The sequence below is a fragment of the Thioclava sp. NS-SX20 genome (assembly GCF_057380695.1).
In genome coordinates this window covers 345,304-363,279 of record NZ_JBXXRY010000002.1, presented here as the reverse complement: position 1 = coordinate 363,279, position 17,976 = coordinate 345,304, and the positions used below count along the sequence as shown (strand labels likewise).

At 58.3% G+C, this 17,976-nt stretch carries 15 protein-coding genes and 1 pseudogene; 6 read left to right on the top strand and 10 right to left on the bottom strand.

Going from position 1 to position 17,976, the window contains the following annotated elements; genetic code table 11:
• The first annotated feature begins 417 nt into the window (after positions 1-417).
• Positions 418-1,014, top strand: coding sequence for a sugar transferase (locus AC2ISB_RS15310; protein ID WP_330629543.1), 597 nt, complete (start codon positions 418-420; stop codon positions 1,012-1,014).
• 307 nt (positions 1,015-1,321) lie between these two features.
• Positions 1,322-1,768 carry a VPLPA-CTERM sorting domain-containing protein gene (locus AC2ISB_RS15305; RefSeq protein ID WP_339110019.1) on the top strand — a complete coding sequence of 149 codons (447 nt, stop codon included), beginning with the start codon at positions 1,322-1,324 and terminating at the stop codon, positions 1,766-1,768.
• Between the two features lie 72 nt (positions 1,769-1,840).
• Here AC2ISB_RS15305 and AC2ISB_RS15300 read toward each other — a convergent pair whose 3' ends face one another.
• The gene (locus AC2ISB_RS15300) at positions 1,841-2,059 is read right to left on the bottom strand and encodes a hypothetical protein (RefSeq protein WP_339110018.1); all 219 of its coding nucleotides are present in this window, start codon (positions 2,057-2,059) and stop codon (positions 1,841-1,843) included.
• Between the two features lie 324 nt (positions 2,060-2,383).
• A complete protein-coding gene (locus tag AC2ISB_RS15295) occupies positions 2,384-3,607 on the bottom strand; it encodes a glycosyltransferase family 4 protein (RefSeq protein ID WP_486576900.1) in 1,224 nt (407 codons plus the stop codon).
• A 515-nt stretch (positions 3,608-4,122) separates the two neighbouring features.
• On the opposite strand from AC2ISB_RS15295, the gene xrtD reads away from it, so the two are divergent.
• Positions 4,123-5,712, top strand: coding sequence for a VPLPA-CTERM-specific exosortase XrtD (gene xrtD / locus AC2ISB_RS15290; protein WP_339110017.1), 1,590 nt, complete (start codon positions 4,123-4,125; stop codon positions 5,710-5,712).
• Between the two features lie 102 nt (positions 5,713-5,814).
• Positions 5,815-6,762, top strand: coding sequence for a sulfotransferase family protein (locus AC2ISB_RS15285; RefSeq protein ID WP_330629538.1), 948 nt, complete (start codon positions 5,815-5,817; stop codon positions 6,760-6,762).
• Between the two features lie 3 nt (positions 6,763-6,765).
• Here the strand turns inward: AC2ISB_RS15285 and AC2ISB_RS15280 are convergent, their stop codons facing one another.
• A complete protein-coding gene (locus AC2ISB_RS15280) occupies positions 6,766-7,515 on the bottom strand; it encodes a WecB/TagA/CpsF family glycosyltransferase (protein ID WP_330629537.1) in 750 nt (249 codons plus the stop codon).
• A 255-nt stretch (positions 7,516-7,770) separates the two neighbouring features.
• Here AC2ISB_RS15280 and AC2ISB_RS15275 point away from each other — a divergent pair, with 255 nt between their 5' ends.
• On the top strand, positions 7,771-8,844 hold the full coding sequence (locus tag AC2ISB_RS15275) for an acyltransferase family protein (RefSeq protein WP_486576899.1): 1,074 nt from the start codon (positions 7,771-7,773) through the stop codon (positions 8,842-8,844).
• A 9-nt stretch (positions 8,845-8,853) separates the two neighbouring features.
• Here the strand turns inward: AC2ISB_RS15275 and AC2ISB_RS15270 are convergent, their stop codons facing one another.
• The 4 genes from AC2ISB_RS15270 to AC2ISB_RS15255 all read right to left on the bottom strand — a co-directional run bounded on the left by AC2ISB_RS15270 (position 8,854) and on the right by AC2ISB_RS15255 (position 13,169).
• A complete protein-coding gene (locus tag AC2ISB_RS15270; protein WP_486577049.1) occupies positions 8,854-9,951 on the bottom strand; it encodes a glycosyltransferase family 2 protein in 1,098 nt (365 codons plus the stop codon).
• A 234-nt stretch (positions 9,952-10,185) separates the two neighbouring features.
• Positions 10,186-11,865: a DUF6798 domain-containing protein gene (locus tag AC2ISB_RS15265; protein ID WP_486576898.1), complete on the bottom strand. Its 1,680-nt coding sequence runs from the start codon at positions 11,863-11,865 to the stop codon at positions 10,186-10,188.
• A complete protein-coding gene (locus AC2ISB_RS15260) occupies positions 11,862-12,269 on the bottom strand; it encodes a GtrA family protein (RefSeq protein WP_339110012.1) in 408 nt (135 codons plus the stop codon). The genes AC2ISB_RS15265 and AC2ISB_RS15260 overlap by 4 nt, the downstream gene beginning before the upstream one ends.
• A 420-nt stretch (positions 12,270-12,689) precedes the next feature.
• Positions 12,690-13,169, bottom strand: coding sequence for a PEP-CTERM sorting domain-containing protein (locus AC2ISB_RS15255; protein ID WP_339110011.1), 480 nt, complete (start codon positions 13,167-13,169; stop codon positions 12,690-12,692).
• Positions 13,170-13,694: 525 nt separating this feature from the next.
• On the opposite strand from AC2ISB_RS15255, the gene AC2ISB_RS15250 reads away from it, so the two are divergent.
• On the top strand, positions 13,695-14,372 hold the full coding sequence (locus AC2ISB_RS15250) for a sugar transferase (protein ID WP_486576897.1): 678 nt from the start codon (positions 13,695-13,697) through the stop codon (positions 14,370-14,372).
• A 1,065-nt stretch (positions 14,373-15,437) separates the two neighbouring features.
• On the opposite strand, the pseudogene AC2ISB_RS15245 reads toward AC2ISB_RS15250, so the two are convergent.
• The 3 genes and pseudogenes from AC2ISB_RS15245 to AC2ISB_RS15235 all read right to left on the bottom strand — a co-directional run.
• A pseudogene (locus AC2ISB_RS15245) lies at positions 15,438-15,581 on the bottom strand (IS5/IS1182 family transposase); the annotation flags it as partial.
• A gap of 588 nt (positions 15,582-16,169) precedes the next feature.
• On the bottom strand, positions 16,170-16,472 hold the full coding sequence (locus tag AC2ISB_RS15240) for a hypothetical protein (protein ID WP_486576896.1): 303 nt from the start codon (positions 16,470-16,472) through the stop codon (positions 16,170-16,172).
• A 54-nt stretch (positions 16,473-16,526) separates the two neighbouring features.
• On the bottom strand, positions 16,527-17,903 hold the full coding sequence (locus tag AC2ISB_RS15235) for a S1C family serine protease (protein WP_486576895.1): 1,377 nt from the start codon (positions 17,901-17,903) through the stop codon (positions 16,527-16,529).
• Positions 17,904-17,976: the final 73 nt, after the last annotated feature.

Genomic DNA, 17,976 nt, shown 5'->3' with positions numbered 1-17,976 from the left:
ACCTTAGGTTGAAATTGCAGCACCCCCACAGATTGCGTAGAGACTTGATCATCTCACCTCATGGCTGATTCGCATTGCCTTTTCAAATATGTCGAAAAAACAAGCAAAGGGCCCGTTGATAGCGGTAATTCTCGACCTTTCATGAAAGGTGATCGAGAACTCGTGAACTAAAATTTCGGTGTCTTTTCGCGCCCTTATCGGCAGTTTTTCGCCTCAAATATGGAAAAAATTTGATCGCTGAAACGTTAAGTATATTCTCAGAAGCGCTGCGATGCGGCATGATCGGTAACGTTAACTGCTTTAGCCAAGAACTGCGCCAGAAGCTTGGAGATTAAAGTTATGAAATCTGTGTTGATTGCGACCCACTCATCCTCCGGTTCAAAGGGGATTCGCATTCGCCGTGTCTATGCACGCGGTATGAAGCGGTGTTTCGACATCGTCTTCGCACTCCTGATGCTGCCGGTCCTCCTCCCGATTATCGGCGTTCTATGGATGCTGGCCCGCCGTGATGGCGGCCCCGGTTTCTTCGTGCAGCCGCGTATCGGCCGCCACGGGAAAGTCTTCAACTGCTGGAAAATGCGCACCATGGTTGTCGATGCCGAAGCGGCCTTGCGCAAGATGTGCGAGGAAGATCCCGTGAAGGCGCATGAGTGGCATGTGAACCAGAAGCTGATCGACGATCCGCGCATCACCCGTATCGGTAAATTCCTGCGCGCAACCTCGCTGGACGAACTGCCGCAGATCTTCAACGTGCTGACCGGCGACATGAGTTTTGTCGGCCCGCGCCCCTTCCTGATCGATCAGGAAGAGCTGTATCGCGACGCAGGCGGCAAGTGGTATTTCAATATGCGCCCCGGCATTACCGGCCTCTGGCAGGTCGAAGGACGCAATGCCACCAGCTTTGTCGAGCGTGTCGGCTATGACAATAGATACTTCCGTGGGTTGAGCTTGTCGCGCGACATGGGACTGCTGGTCCGTACTGTTTCCGTCGTGTTCAAGCGCACAGGGAAATAACAAAAAAGCAACAGTGCACGGAAAATAGATTTAGTATGCGATGCTCACAAAACACTACATGTAGTTGTCGCGGCTAGGTTCCATAAATAAATGTATTAAACCACCACGCACATGGACAGGATTCAGAATAGCCGAAAGCAAAATCGTGCAAATAATAAAAAAAATGTTGCCGCGTTGCAGAAAGCTATCAAATTCGAGATACATTTAGTTTACCATGATTTGCGCGCGTATCGGGATTCTCCCTCAGGTAGATCATGGCGTGCTTTCCCTCCTGCTGGCGAAGCCGGCTTAACAAAAGGTGAAATTTATGAAAAAAACTCTCAAGACCGCAGCACTGGCCACCGCAATCGCGTTCGGCGCAGGCGCAGCAGCCCAAGCGGCAACCCTGTCCGCATCGGGCGCCCTCGTTGGCATGTACTCGCCCTTCACCTACACCTTCACGCTGGACGAAGCTTCCAGCGTTTCGGTGAACGCGTCGAGCAGCGTCATCGACCCCTACTTCAACATCTTCGACACGACCGATTTCACCAACTCGATCGTCTCGTTCAATGTTGGCGATGAGTCGGGCACCTATACCCTGGCCGCAGGCACCTACACCCTGCTCGTGTCCTCGCTGAGCGCGATCACGGGTACCGTTGACGTTGCACTGTCGACCACGCCGGTTCCGGTTCCGGCAGCTCTGCCGCTGCTGGCAACCGCGCTGGCAGGTGCTGGCTTCGTTGCACGCCGCAAGAAAAAAGCATCGCAAGCCTAAGCGCCTGCCTGCCATAATCTCCGGCATACGGGCCTGCCCCAGAGGACTCCTCTGAGGGCAGGTCCTCAAATTTTAGAAAAACAGCGAAACGACCGCCCATCCAAGGGCGATCCAGAACATCAAGCCAAGCAAGGCGGCAGGCAGAATCCACCAGCCCGATCCGATCTTGTAACCGGACAGCTTCGCGCGTCTGGTCGTGCCAGCCCCTCCGAGGCAAAGCCCCTGCGCATCAGATGCCGATGTTGCGACCGGCTTGTTCAGAGCGACATCCCGTCCCAAGACATCCTCCATTCCTCGCGTTCCTTACCCCACCATGCCTTGCATGGCCCACATAGGATCGCATCCGCGCGCCATCCTGATCCCAGAATAACCCCAAAGCCGGATCACGGACATATCTCTTTTACGCAATATTTCGCTTAAATTAGAAATTATCACGGGAACGTGAGTATCGGCCGGTTGCGCCCGTCACATTCGTTAATTTCTCACCATTAAAAGGTTAACGGCGCACAAGTTATGATCATCGCGCCAGAAACACTCCGCCGCGACGCAAGACAGAAAAATCGCCCCAACCGCGAAGGGAGGGGGCGATGCATTCGTTAGGCGTGTGAAAGTGATTCACCGGCAGGCTTGGGAATAGATCGCATCCAGCGTCGCCGCGGCCTGCGGATGGGTATAGGCTTGCAGATAGCTCTGGGCGCGCTTGCCCATCTCGACGGCCCGCCCGCGATCTTGTGCAATCTCGGTGACGGCCTTCACGATCCCCTGCGCGAAACTCTCCATAAGATCAGGCCACGCCTCCATCGCCTGCGGACCGGCAAGATGGATCCAGCGCCCGTCGCGATCCGCCTCCATCGGCAGGATCCACCCCGTTTCGCCATGCCGGACCAGTTCGGGCTGGGCGAACGTCCCACCAACAATCGACGGCACGCCACATAGCGCGGCCTCGATGGTCACCCAGCCCAAGGATTCATCGACCGTAGGGAACAGGAGCGCATCGGAGTGACGCAAATGCGACCAGATCCGCGCATTGGGAAGGGTCTGATAATGCGTGATGAAGGGTGCGTCGGCCAAACGGCGCGACAGTTCCTCTCCTGCAATCCGCTGGCCTCCGACGACATAGCTCCGCTCGGTCACCTTCCCGATCACGGTCAGCTCGATCTCCATGCCTTGCGCATGCAGCCGCTCTGCCGCGGTCACCGCCGCCCAAAGCCCCTTGCGCAGCCCGTCACCGCCAATAAACAAAAGCCTGATCGGCCCCTCACGTTTTTCCGGCGCGACCGGCAGCGGATCGGGCGTGCGCACACAGCCACGGAACAGCTTAAGCTTGTCCACCAGATGGCCATACCCCCAGTCTTCAAAACGGCGCGTGGCATAGGCCTTTGCCGCCTCGCTCAGCGGCAGGATGCCACGGCAGCGGTCGCTTGAAAGACGATCCAGCGAACGCTTGAGCTGCGCATCGCTCCACTGCCCCAAAGTGCGCGGCAGTTCCAGTTCGTAGCTGACCACAAAGTCGCCATTGCAGGGGATATGGTTGAAGGTATGCACCAGATCCGTGCCCGGTGCGAAGACCCACGGCGAATAATCCCAATAGCTGCCTTTCAGCAACCGGCGGGCCGTCCCCCCATAGACGCCCGAAAACTTGGTGTCGGGCAGGTCAATCCCATAGGTGACATGCTCCAGACCGTAATTCGGTGCAAAGACACCGACACGGCGCGTCACTCCCGCTTCGGACCGAGCATAGAGCGTTTTCTGCGGGGCTTCGATGGCCGTTTTGACATCTCTGCCTTTGGCGGGTGGGGCAAGCGTTTCAATAGGGGAAGAAAGGGATGCATCAGACATAGGGGAGGCCTCGCGCAGTCAGGGGGGAAGAAGAGAAGCGAATGGTTAAGGACGAAACCCTGCCATGCAGCGCGCATGGTACAGGATGTGGGGCCGTAAATAGCTTCAACTGTAAGGGGTGCGCCAAGAGTGGCAAACTTGACGTCGCGCCACAATCCTGAGGGGAGGTGGATTTTTGCCGATTCTGCCCAGAATTGCGCATTTCTCCGCGCAAAATGAGGCAGAAAAATATCGGCTCGTGGATTTTCGCTCAAAAATCGGCGCGGCGGCACTTTCTTGCGCAAATCGCTGGTTCACGAAGTTTTTTGCCACATATGCCGCAAAGACACCGTAACAGCCTGCAAAAACGATGCGCTAAAAGGGCGAAAACAACGATCGGCAAAACCTTCCCTTCCCCAGAGGACACAGCTGGGTTAAAAATGCGTTAATAGTAACGTTGATTGTTTCGCCAGCCCGATACCCTGCACGCTCCTGCCGGTTTTTCTTGGGGCCCCATTGCGGATAAGGAATTGAATATGACAGACTATCTGGCCGGGACCGATGCCAGTTCATCGCGCATCTCCCCACTGGGCCTGATCTGGTTCGGATTGGCGACGATTGCCGCCGTGGTCTATTTCCACGAAGGTTTCGACGCCCTGCTGACGGCATGGGCCACACCAGAATACAGCCACGGCCCGCTGATCCCGCTGCTGTCTGCCTTTATGTTCTTTCAGGAGCTGAAATCCGAACCGATCTATCGCGGCCCCGTCAATCGCTGGCCCGGCCTTGCCGTTCTGCTCTTTGCGGTGGCACTGGGGGCGCTGGGGAAATTCTCGCAGATCGATGATGTGGTCGCCTATGCGATCATCCTCTGGGTCGGCTCGATGCTGCTGATCAGCTTCGGCTGGACGCAGGGCAAACATTTCTGGGTGCCCGTTCTACACCTGATCTATATGCTGCCCCTGCCCGGCGTGCTGTATTACAAACTGTCGACCTTTTTGCAAAGCATCTCCTCGGAACTGGGCGTGGCGCTTCTGGGGCTGCTGCAGGTGCCGGTCTTCCTTGAAGGCAACATCATCGATCTGGGCGTGCTGAAACTGCATGTGGCCGAAGCCTGTTCGGGGCTGCGCTATTTGTTCCCGATCATGTCCTTCTCCTATGTCTTCGCCGTGCTCTATCGCGGCCCGATGTGGCACAAGGCCGTGCTGCTGATCTCGGCAGCCCCGATCACCGTCGTGATGAATTCGGTGCGGATCGCGATTGCCGGCTGGCTGGTGCAATATCTTGGCGAGAGCCATCTGGAAGGGTTCTCGCATTTCTTCGAGGGCTGGGTCATCTTCATGTCCTCGGTTGTCATCCTGTTCGGGCTGGCATGGACCATGCTGAAGCTGCAACGCTCCAAGATGAGCCTGCCCGAGGCGCTGGATCTCGACTTCACGGGGCTCTGGCCGCAGGCCAAACGCCTTGGTCTGATCGAGCCGTCCAAGGGGCTGATCGCGGCCACGCTTATTCTGGGCATTTCGGCGATTGGCTGGGAAATCCGTCCGGCTCCGGCCCCGATCCAGATCGACCGCGACCCTTTCGCGCTGTTCCCGCGCCACCTGCAGGACTGGCAGTCGCGCCCGATGGCCCGTCTGGATACCGCGGTCGAACAGTCCTTGGGGGCCAATGATTATTACGGTGCAAGCTTCACCCGCCCCGGCAGCACGACCCCTGTCGAATTCTTCTCGGCCTATTATAACGACCAGACGAAGGGCGGCACCCACTCGCCAGAAATCTGCCTGCCCAGTTCGGGATGGGAGATCGCCAAGCTTGACCGCGTGAATATCGCCCCCGAGGTCGGGCTGAAGCAGCCCTTCCGTATCAACCGCGCGATCATCCAGAAGGGCGAAGCGCAGATGATGGTCTATTACTGGTTCGAAAGTCATGGCCGCCATATCGCATGGGATATGGAAGCCAAGCTGATCCTGCTCTGGGACGGCTTCACCATTCGCCGCACGGATGGGGCGCTCGTGCGCCTGACCACCCCCATCAACGAGGGCGAAAGCCAAGCCCATGCCGAGGAACGGCTGAAAGAGATGTTCCTTGAAGTCAACTCTGTCCTGCCGCGCTTCGTGCCGCAGTGACGGAGGGTCATTCCAATCGCCTATGGCCTGCTTGTCGGGTTGGCCATAGGGTCCTTTCTCCAGCAAAGAACAACCATAACGCGAGGAATGTTTATGGATAACATGGCGAAGACGAAAGATATCGTTTTTGTTTACGGTGCCTTACGCTCGGGAACGACGGTCTTCCGGTTGATGCTGGACCACCACCCGATGATCGCCAACCCGGGCGAACTGGATTTCCTGTTCGACTTTCTCTGGCCCGACCCCTCGCATCCGACCCAATGGCGCTATGACATCGACAAGATGCGCCTCGACTGGATCTTTCAGGCCTACGGGCTGATTGTGCCTGCCGATAAAGACGGTTTGGACCTGCTGGAGAATTTCCTCTACCAGATCGATGCGCGGTACGGCTCGAAGCCGGTCATGACCATCAACATCCATCGCAATGTCGATAAGGTCCGCGCCATTTTCCCCGAGGTGAAGCTGATCCACATGCTGCGCGATCCGCGTGATGTGGCACGCTCTTCCATCGGTATGGGGTGGTCGTGCAATATCTATTACGGGGTGGATCACTGGATCAAAACCGAAGCGGCCTGGGACAAGGCGGGCATTGCCCCCGATGATCCCAACACCTTGCAACTCACCTATGAGAACCTGTTCCGCGACATTGACAGCCAGCTCCATCGCGTCTGCGATTTCCTTGATGTGCCGTGGGACGAGGAGATGCTCTCCTATCACAAGAACAGCACCTATGACCCGCCCGATCCCAAGCTGATCGAACAATGGCGTCATAAATGTTCGGCAGAGGATATCGCCTTGCTTGAAGGCAAAGCCCGCGCCTTGCTGGTTGCGCGCGGCTATGTGCCTGCCGGAGAAGGGCATGTGCCAGGCTCTGCCGAGAAGCTGACGCTTTTCCTGCGCCAGCGCATGTTCCAATGGCGCGGCGGGATCGAGAAGCTGGGCGCGGGCCTGTTCTTCGGTGAAAAACTGACGCGGCATCTCAAGCTTCACCGGCAACACCGCGCCCTTGTCCACCAGATCAACCTGATCAAGCAAAAAAGCGTGCGCTGAGCTTCAGCGCCGCTTATCCGCCATGTAAAGCGCGAAGATCTTCGGCGCATCGATCAGATAGCGTTTCCACAATCTGCGGGGATTGCTGAGCAGACGGTGCGCCCATTCCAGACCCGCCTGACGCATCCATTGCGGGGCGCGGGTCTGATGGCCGGTCAGGAAATCGAGACTGGCCCCGACGCAGAACCCTGTCCCACGGGCAATGCCGCGCGCCTTCAGATCCGCGGCGAAAAACTCCTGTTTCGGGAAAGACAGGCAGAACAGATAGATATCAGCCGGAACCGCCTCTACGGCTTCCAGCGTCGCGCGCCATTCGGGGCTGCCCTGCCGCATGAAAGGCGCCTCGACGCGGACCAGATCCAGATCGGGATAAAGCGCCGTCAGTTTGGCGAAATCTTCCGCAGATGGCCCGATTGCCTGAATCCGCAGCCGCTTGGCCGCCCGATCATGCAGCAGGTCCGCCACCATATCCGATCCGGGATAGACCTGCAGATCAAGCCCCCGCCGCCGCGCCAGTTTCTGCAGGATACGGCTGTCGCAGATATGCCAGCGCGCCGCATCATAAACCGGCCGGATCTCCGGCTCTCGGGCGAGGCGCACGATATGATCGACATTGGGCGTCACCACATAATCGAACCGCTCGCCTGCGGGGCGGAAAAGGAGGTCGCGCCATTCCTGCTGCGAACAGAGGTCGAAACGCACAGACAGGAAATCGGCATCTGCCGGCGCAGAGGAGGTAATCAGATCGGTCATGGAAATACCCGTGAAACTGAGCCCATTGAGGGGGGAGGGGACACAAGAGGTATTATGGCATTGCCCGCCGACAAGAGGCAATGCGTTTCAAAGATGCATTCGCGTCAAAGGCGCGGTTTTCTGCGCATAAAACACCGGAAAATAAGGCGCTATCAGAAAAAGAGATTGATCTGCATTCAACTATGCCGTGTAGATTAACCCTATTACCCCGATACCCGCCGTCACTGATTTTCCGACGTTGAAGAGATTTGCCCGATGCCTACGCCAATGCCCCTGTCCCCGCCCCGCCGGAATACCTCGATTGATGCGCTCCGTCTGGTCGCGGCCTTGGGAGTGATCGCGCTGCATGCGGGCCGCTATCCCGAATGGCCCGCGCTGGCCGGAGACCTCTGGACATCGGCCTTTCGTTGGGCCGTGCCGTTCTTTCTGGCGCTCAGCGGCTATTATCTAGCCGATAGCGAACGGCGTTTTGCCAAGATCACCCTGCCCCGCATCACACGGATCTGCGTGATTTTCGCGCTGGTCTGGGTGCTGTACCTGCCTGTTCAGGTCTGGCGCGGCGGGATCGGGTCGATTGACATCGAAACCCTGATCCGTGGCAGCTATTTCCACATGTGGTTCCTGTCGGCAATGGTCATGGGGTTTCTGGCCAATGCCGCTTTCGCCGAGGTCAAAGCCTTCCGGCTGGCCATCGCCTTGAGCCTCCTCATCCTTTTCGCCAATATCGCGGCAGGCTATATCAACCTGCTGCGACCGGGACGTTTCGGGGACACGGTCGTGACCCTGCGCCAGCTTACGGGCTTGCCCTGCCTGATGGCAGGGGTCGCGCTGCATCGGCTAACACATTGGCAGGGCCGCCATTTTCTGGCGATCCTCGCGCTTGGCATGGCAAGCTGTCTGGCCGAGGTGCTGGTGTGCCACCGGCTGGGACTGCGCGCGATGGATCTGCAATGGGGCCTGCATGTGCCCCTGATCACCTTGGGCCTTCTGGGCACCGCGCTGCGCTGGCCTGATCTGGCCCCGCGATGGATGGCCCGCTGGGGGCTGCGCGACAGTCTGACCCTCTACCTGCTGCATCCGCTGGCGCTGCTGCTGGTTGCCGCGCTCTGGACGGGGCATCCGGTCAAATGGCTGCCGCCGGACTTGCCCGGCCTGCTGCTCTGGACAAGCGCCTCCGTGATCACCGTTCTGGCGGCAGCGATCATCGCCAAGCTGCCCCTGCTGAACGCCTTTATGAATGGCGATCTCTCGCGGTTGCTGGCCCCGACAAAGCGCACCGCGACAGATGCGCACCGCGCCGAACACGGCCAGAGGAACAGCCCGCCCTAAACGTCACCCTCAGGCGGAATGCGACCCCGCCGCCATCTCCGCAGACGGCGTCGCCTTGGGGTCCTCGGGACGCGCCTCGGGCCTCGGAACCGCGCCAGCCTGCCATTCGGCGTGGCCCTGCGGTGTCAGCCTCCCGCGCCGTTCGGCCGCAACCAAGGGCTCTGATGCGGCAGGGAAACGCTCGACATGGTCAATGATATAAAGCGGGCGGCCCTTGGCCTCCATGAACATCCGGCCTAAATATTCACCGATGACCCCCAGCACCAGAAGCTGTGCGGCCCCGATAAAGAGCATGGTCATCATCACCGATGCCCAGCCGGAGACCGTTGTGAAAAAGGCCCATGAAATCAGGGCATAGGCCAGCAAAATAATCGCTCCTGCGGCCGCAACAAGCCCCAGATAGGAGGCCATGCGAAGCGGTTTCACCGAAAATCCCGTGATGGCATCAATCGCCAGAGATAGCATCTTGCGCAAAGGATAATGGGTCTGACCGGCAAAACGCTCCTCGCGGATATAATCGAACGGCTCCTGCCGCAGCCCGATCCACGCGACCATCCCGCGAATAAAGCGGTGACGTTCGGGCATCGACAGCAGATGGTCCAGCGCACGGCGGCTCATCAGACGGAAATCGCCGGTATCGGCAGGGATCGGCACATCGACCATATGATTGAGCAACCGATAGAACCCCGCGGCCGTGCCCCGCTTGAAGGCGGTTTCCCCCCGCCTTGCAACCCGCCGGCCATAGACCACATCCACCCCCTGATCCATGCGCGCCATCATCGGGCCAAGCAGCTCTGGCGGGTCCTGCAAATCCGCGTCGATAATGAAAATGCGCGCGCCGCGTGCCAGATCCAACCCCGCCGAAAGCGCAAGCTGGTGCCCGTGATTGCGCGCCAGCCGGATGGCCACCACCTGCGGCACATCCCGTGCCATCCGCGCAATCATCGGCCATGTCATATCTCGCGAACCGTCATCGACCAGAATGATCTCGAAATCCTCGCCACACACGGTCTCGCAGGCGCAGAGCAACCGCCTGAGGGTCTCGGGCAAGGACTGCTCCTCGTTATAGCAAGGCACCACGACCGATAGTAACGGCCCTACGGCCATACGGGTCGCAGGCGGGCCGTCCTGCTGCGGCGCGCGCCCGTCCTCGGGCTTTGCGTCGGGCCGGATATGGGACGGCGCGGCATGGGACGGCGCAGCATGGGGCGGTGGGGTTTGCGGTCGATCCAATTCGGTTTGAGGCGTCATGATCACTCTCCGGTCACGCCCCCTTCAAGGGCTGTATGAATAGGTGAGAACACAAGGCAACAGGAAATAAACCAAAAGTTGTGCAAACTGCTATCGCGCGACAGTGCCGGACGGCACAGCCGCCAGCGCCTTTTCCGCAGAAAGAGTCTGTAAAACCCTGTAACGGGCATTGCTCCAGACCGGACGGGTGCAATCCTGCAGGCCGTCGCGCGCTGCGCCATCCCCGTTGCGCTCGATGACAAGGTAATCCACCGGACGAGAGGTCGGCAACTGCCCCAGCGCGGCGCAATCGCCCGCAAAAACCTGCTGACGGAGCTGCAACAGACGATACCAGCGAATGATCTCCGAAGGGGTGGTGGGCACGAATTTCCAGTTCACCAGAGTTGCCCGCTGGCTAAGCCGTTCCAGCCCCAATCGCGGCATGTCGGCATCGCTGCGCATGTCGCCTTTGGCAGGCGCAATCAGGAACAGCGCCTCGGGCGGCGTCGATCTGCGCATCCATGCGACCAGCTCGGCATCCTCGGCCGACAGGCTATGGGCCAGATCGGGCACAGGCTGATGCGCCAGATTATAACCCAGCATCAGATATTGCGGCGCCACCCATGCCCCTGCCAGCAGGAAGGCCGCCAGAACGGGGCGCAGCATCGGCCTGCGGACCTTCTGGGGCGCCACCTGCCCCGAGCCATCGGACAGCCGCGCCGTGATCCAGCGCAGCCCCGCCATGAAACTCAGCAGCAGGATCAATGATCCCGGTCGGAACATATAGAACATCCCGAAACGCTGGGTCTCGCGGTCGAGAAAGGCCAGACAGACCGCCAGCACCAGATAGAGGTTCAGACAGGCGACAAGCAGCATCAGACGCCGGTCCCGCGCCTGCGACAGATCCTGCCGCGCAAGGCCGAACGCCAGAGCCGCGATCACCGCCGCCATCAGGACCCCCGGAAACCACGTATGCGCGAACTCGCCCATAGAGACAAAGGGGGCAAGATGGTGCGGATTGCGGAAAACGGCATAGATCTGGTTGAGCGTCATCGACAGCCCTGCCATATCGGGTGTGCCGTCGGCCATCCTCTCGGAAAGGATGATCCAGACCAGCGGGGCCGTCAGCAGCAGATAGATTGTGAAAAACACCGCCATGCGCCGCCCTCTGGCCCCCTTGCGTCCCAAGGCGAACATGCCCAGCACCACCAGCATCCAGAACCCGCCCACAAGGAAATGCATCCATGTGGCCAGCGCGAGGCACAGCGCCGCCGCGAAAGCCGGAAACATGCGCGTTGCGGCACCGTCCGACCATGCCACCGCCAGCCCCGGAAAAATGAAGACATAGGCCAGAACCTTGGCCTCGACGCCCTGAAACAGCCATTCCTGCCCGAAGAGCGATTGCGGGGTGGCGACAAACAGCACCAAGGCGACCGTGGCCCCCGCGAGGCTTAGATGAAAGGCACGGGCCATCAGGCTGTAGCCCAAGGCAAGAGCAGGCAGGCATAGCGCCAGCAACGCAAGTTTGGCCCCGTCAAACCCGAACAGGTTGATCAAACTGCCGATCACGGCAAAACTGGCCACCCGCGCTTGCGAGGCATCGCGCACAGCATGATCGGGGCCGGACAGCTCGGGGTGGAAATGCGCCCAAGCAAGATCGAAGTAATTGACTTCATTGCCGGACCACCCCATGCGCCACATTTCGGGCACCAGCACGAACACCGCCGCAGCCCAGAGCAGCAGAAATGCGGCAGGCCCGGACCGCGCGACAGGATCGGTCAGAAGTCTCATAAAGGACGCTCCTGTCGTTCGGTCGGCGGGCGGAACACGACCGTCCGCGCAAGAAGGAAAAAGGCCGCACTATACCCGATCATCGCCACAGCCTGCGCCAGCCAGGAGGGCCAGAGGCGGAGACCGATCGAAAGGAGCGCGAGATTCAGCAGCCAGCACAACGCCACACACAGCACGAAGCGCAAGGCATGCCGCAAACCGCTTTGCGGGTGCTTGCGTGCGGCAAAAGTGATCCGGCTGTTCAGCACGAAAGAGGTGACCAGCCCCAACACATAGCCGCCCGCATTGGCCCAGACCGGTCCAACCCCGCCCCACATCAACAGCAAGATAGTGCCATAGCCCACAGCCGTGTTGATCAGCCCGACAAGGGCAAAGCTTACCGCCTCGAAGCCTATCCCGCGCATGGAAGGGCGCATAGGGCCGCAATCAGAGGCGTCAAAAAGATCTTCTGCGGGTTCCGCCATTGCCAGAAAACCTCCGAGAAGGACGCAAGGCAAGCTTTTCGGGTGCTCCGGACTACGGATCCCCTCCCCGCCTACGCTCAATTTCAAAATAACAAGAGACATCGCCCTGCCAAGCGCGCCCCCTGCCCAGAAGAATAAAACGGCACTATTTCTAGGGACTTACCGCAGCAATCCCGAAAGCGGGCGCCGCAAAATACGCATCCTAGGGTTGCAATGTGAAAAAGATTTGTCACGCAAAAAATACGTCAGTAACAGAAAAACATATCGGCTTGTGTTAAAGAGATAACCAAAGCTGGCCATTTTCGACACCGCCCCCGAAGGGGCGGCACCAGAGCAACAGAGCCGAGGAGCCCAGATAGATCAGGCCGCTTTTTTGCGGCGGCGCGCAACAAAACCACCCAGACCCAGAGCCCCTGCCAGCAGCGGCAGCGCCGCCGGAACCGGAACCGCAGGCACATCACTGATGGTCACGGTCACCGGTGCCGAAGAGGTGGACAGGAAAGCGACGGTCATCGAATAGTCATAGCCTGACGGATTGGAATCAGCGCTCAGATCATAGGTAAAGCTCGACCCGAGTGCCGCCGTCTCCATATCGAAGCTGCCATCGGTATTGATGCTGTAAAGAATCGACCCCGCCGAATCCGGCGCATCGATATCGAACAGATACGTGCCGCTTTCAGCCACTTCGAACGAGAAGCTGAAAGATTGATAGACCCCGAGCCCGGGGACCGACAGCCCCGTGCTCACGCCGCTATAGGGGCCGATAACAGCCGCATTGGCGGCAAAACCGGCACCAAGGCTTACGGCAGCTGCAATAGCTGCGGTTTTCAGAAACGTCATGGAAAGCTCCCTCATCCGGAAGAACAGCCGCTGGATCGCGCCAGCTTCGGCTGTCTGGATAAACATGTTTGGAAACAAAACAGATGATACTGCGCTGCAGAACACACCTGCATGCCCCCTTATGTCGTGTGCGCGCAGACTGAATCAAGAGAAATTGATGGAAATTGATGGTGTATCTAAAATATGCTTATTTTCCGTGACGGTTTACAGAAAATGCAGCCGAAACAGGCGAATTTAAGAATCTTTTTTCTAAAAATCCCTCAATGGAGGGTGAACTCTCAGGAATTGCCCTAGATTGACTTTGGACGTAGCGTCCACATGTGAGTTAATAGGTTAAAAAATGATTAAATTTGTAGACCATTCAGAAAATTGGCTGTAATTCATGCATATCATTGCACGTTCTGGTTACCTTCCGTCGGCGTTTGCGGCGAAACCAGCTTGGTTCAGATTAGCTTAACAAGTGTTTCACCACCAAAAGACTGCCCAGCAGCTTGATTACACTCTCCCCATTTGTGGACTTATCTGATGAAATTTTCTTCGACCATGCCGACCTATGAAGGACCGGCCCCTTATGTGGGACACCGACCGGGATTTTATCAACGTCGGGGCAAACGCATTCTGGATATTTTTCTGGCCCTGCTGCTTCTGCCGGTATTGCTGCCGGTCATCGCCGTTTTATGGCTGATGGTACGTCGCGACGGAGGCCCGGGGCTTTTCGTGCAACCCCGCATCGGAAAAAATGGCAAAATCTTCCAATGTTACAAGCTGCGCACCATGCTTGTTGACGCCGAAGCCAAACTGCAAAAAATGTGTGCCGAAGACCCCAAGCTGGCAGAAGAATGGCATGTCCATCAAAAGCTTAGCATTGACCCCCGGATCACCTCCGTCGGTCGTTTCCTGCGCGCCACCTCGCTGGACGAGCTGCCCCAGATTTTCAACGTGTTCAAAGGCGATATGAGCTTTGTGGGCCCTCGCCCCTTCCTGATCGATCAAGAATCCCTCTATCGCAACGCAGGCGGCGCCGCCTATTTTGACATGCGCCCCGGCATTACCGGCCTGTGGCAGGTCGAAGGCCGCAATTCCACGACCTTCGTCGCCCGCGTCACGTATGACGATGATTATTTCGACAGGCTGAGCCTGAAAAGCGATCTGGGGCTGATCGTCAAGACCACATCGATTGTCGTCAAGCGCACCGGTCGGTAAGGCACGATTTCTGACGCAGCCCAAAAGGCTTACGGGCGCATGTCCCGCCCTGCATCCTCGTTTGGACCCGACCCGAGGGCAGGTCTGCCATCTTCCGCCTAGAGCCTCGGACCGTCCGGATTTGCAATTCACCACCGGCACAAGCTGTGTTAGGGTCTTGCCACGTCCTGAGTTGGCGTTTCTACAGGTAAAGGCGCGGGTTCTGCCATAACCCGCGCCTTAGCCTTGTCCGTCATACGCAACAGCTGCGCAAAATCGGATACCAGCCCCGACAGCCCCTAATCCGAGGCAACGAAAAATGCAGAGCATGATCAAAACTCTTGATCATGCTGCTGTCGTTTACGGGTTCCCATACCACCTAAAGATGCATTACCAATGCTGCATATAATCTACCTGAGACACTAAGGGCGCGACATCACTCACGGAACTTCCGGTCGCGCCCGATTTTTCTGATACAGACCAAGGATCGGACGCGCCTATTTCTGACGCGGCACCCCGCCTCTCTGGGCAGATGCCCGGATCAACCGTCTCATCCCATGCAAAGTCTCGTCGGCACAACCCGCCGTCGGTTTTGCGGGCTTGTCGATGACCGCTGCGTCCAAAAATCTGCTGCAGAAGATGATGAGACCAGAAATCTGCGAATGTTAGTATTCGCTGCCGCAAGTGACATCGTATCGTCGAAACGAAAACAATTGAACAGCCGAAACTATGTCGCTCTCCCTAAATTGGCAACTTGTTCGGGGAAAACTGATATCTGTTCGTCGGAATTAGCTTCAGGCAACGTTTGCTTGCCCTGCGTATCATGATCGCCGTTGGTGGCGGGCAGCCCGAATTCGCGAAGCTGACGTTTGGCCAAATCATCTTTTGACCACGGATATGCACTTACGAAGGTTGCCAGAGGTCGCAAGATAATCGATGCAGCGCAGCATACGGCCAGAAGGGCGGGTGTTGTTGAAGAAGTCGGTCAAGATCGCCGGTTTTGAGGCTCGTCGTCGCTGAACCAGGCCGTTGCATTCGGGCAATCCCCCGCTCCTCCGCCTCAAGACGGCATAATAGCCGTTCATCTCATGCTGCGGCCTCCTGCTTGATGCTTCGCGGGCGCAGCTTCGCGAGTTTTCGGAGGTTCTGGGCGATGGCGGCGAGCAGGAATTCGTCTTTGGCGCCGTTTGGTCCGCGTAGCCGCAGCCGTGTCCGACCAAGGATCCGCTTGGGTGCGCGAAGCCGCACCATCAACTCTGCCGCGATCACGCTGTCTTCCGCCGACAGATTGGAATCCCATTTCTCGCGACTCCGGAAGGTAAGTTTCTTGGGTGCCACAGGCTCTCTCCTTATCTTCGTCATCAAGGAACAACCTAACCCAAGCCCCCGAAATCGCGCAGAGCGCAGCCTCTATAGGCCAGAAGTAAATTGATCCAGTAATGATGATCCTTGAACACCAAATCTCCCGCCAAATGCCGCCGCCCGCGCGATCTGCAAGCACGATCCCAAGGACCGCGGGTCCGCCATGCAGTCGAGCTGGGCGCGGTGGTGCCAGCAGCGGCTTGATCCCCGCATCGAACGCGGGACCTCCAAAGAGGTTAAGCGCAGTGACCAATAAGCTCGGGTTGCCTTCAGGTTGGTTGGCACAAAACCTGGCCATGAAACAGCATGCCGCCAATATGGCTGAGAGTGGCGCCCTCACGGTTCTCACCCGTCACCCCACAAGAGTGAGGGACTTCCTTTCATAAATTTGACCACCGGTCTCTGAATATCCCGATGACTGAAGCAGACGGAATGCCGTTTCACCTGCCCTCCTGCTCACTGGCTCATTGAAGCCACTATCGCTGCATGCAGATCCGGTGTCATCCTCGCACCCATAAATCGGTCCAACTTCTGAAGACCAGTTTTAACTCCTTTCGGGCTGGTATCATTCTCGCCCCCGAGCAGGTCATACAGTAGCTCCACCAGAATTTTCTGGGCATCGGGATCGAGGTTTCTGAAGGCCTCCGTCTGCTCCAGCGATCGTAGTCCGTCGTCAGAAACAACAAATTTTTTCGTCAAAAGATAAGCTCCCCAAATGTAGCGAGATTCCTCAGATTTGCATCCGTTGGTTACCGTCATCCGATATGTCCAACCATTCAATGACGCAGGTTGCCCACGCGCGCTGGCCCCGTTTCATTCGCACCTGATGAAATGAGTCACCTTCTGCAAGCGGTTAGCCAGCTCTTCAGGTGGAAGTACGTCGGCCCCATCCGTCAAGACCGGCTCCACGCCATTCTGCGCCAGAAAGAGCTTTGCAATCTCGCCCCGGATCGCGAAATTCACGTTCTGCGGGATATCCCCGATCTCGTTCTGGATGACCTGCGCATCGAGCTTGGCCACCACCACGCCCACGATCCGCCCGCGTGCATCGCTCACCGGTCCGCCCGAATTTCCGGGCTGGACAGGCGCCGAAATCTGCATCCGGCTGCCATCCCCCGAAAGCCCCTTCACACTGGTCACGGAACCACGCGTGACATTCAGCCCGCCCAAGAGCCCCGCCAGTGGATAGCCCGCGATTGTGACATCGGAATTCAACCCAGCTGGGCGCATGGCGAATTCCGCCACCGGAAGCCCTGTCACGCCTTGCACCTGCACCAGGGCGAGATCGAAGCTTTCATCCTTGCCGACGAGGGTTGCTGGCGTTCCGTCCACGGAAATCGCGCGGCAATCGCCCGCGACATGGGCATTGGTCAAGATCATCCCCTCGGCGGCAACGGCAAAGCCGGTCCCCGTTCCGGCATGCGCAGGTTCAGGCGCATCGGGTTCCGCCTCCAGCGGGCGCTGAGCGACCTCTCCGGTCACGGCAGGTTCGTCCTCCTCTTCCATGGCTGCGAAGAAAGCGGCGGTCCCCTCCAGTAGCTCACCATTCTCGGGCAGGAACATATCCGGCCCCTGATGTGGCAGGACCGACCCTGTCACAACCGCGAAAGCCCCGCCATCCTTATCGCGCGCCCGCACCAGAAGTGTCGACCAACGGCCGGCTGCCACATAATCCGAGCGGACATAGAGCGTCTCACCATCGCGCCCGCGCCCCGAGGTAATCCAGAGACGATCCTTGCGTACGGTATAGGGTGTGCCTTGGCTGTTTTGGGCGACATAGTCATGGAAGCCTACGGTCATCTCCAGATCGACTTGAAAAAGCGAGACGCCCAGAGATGAGTGGTCATCGACCAGATCAATCCCGTGCCCATCGCTCCGCGTAACAAGCCTCATCGCGTTCATTGGCACGAGGAATGACAGATCGGAGGAACCGAAATAATGCCGCCGCCAGCCTTCTTTCTCGAAGCGCAAGAAAGTCGCGGCGACCAGAGCGACAGGCGCGAGATTGGGCGGGTTCTCGAGATTAAGACCCAGATCTGCTTGACGCATATAGGCTTTCAGGGACCGATTACTGCCCGCCCCCCACTTCCCATCAATCATGCCCGAATAGACGCCTTGCAGCGCCAGTCCGGCCTGTAAATAGCGCAACTCATCCGCCGTCAGATCACGCGCATCGAATGTCTCGAGCAATTCATCCTTAGTCCAGGACCAACCCGGTTCCGGCGTGAACAGACTGGCAGCAGCAAGACAAACAAAGCCAGCA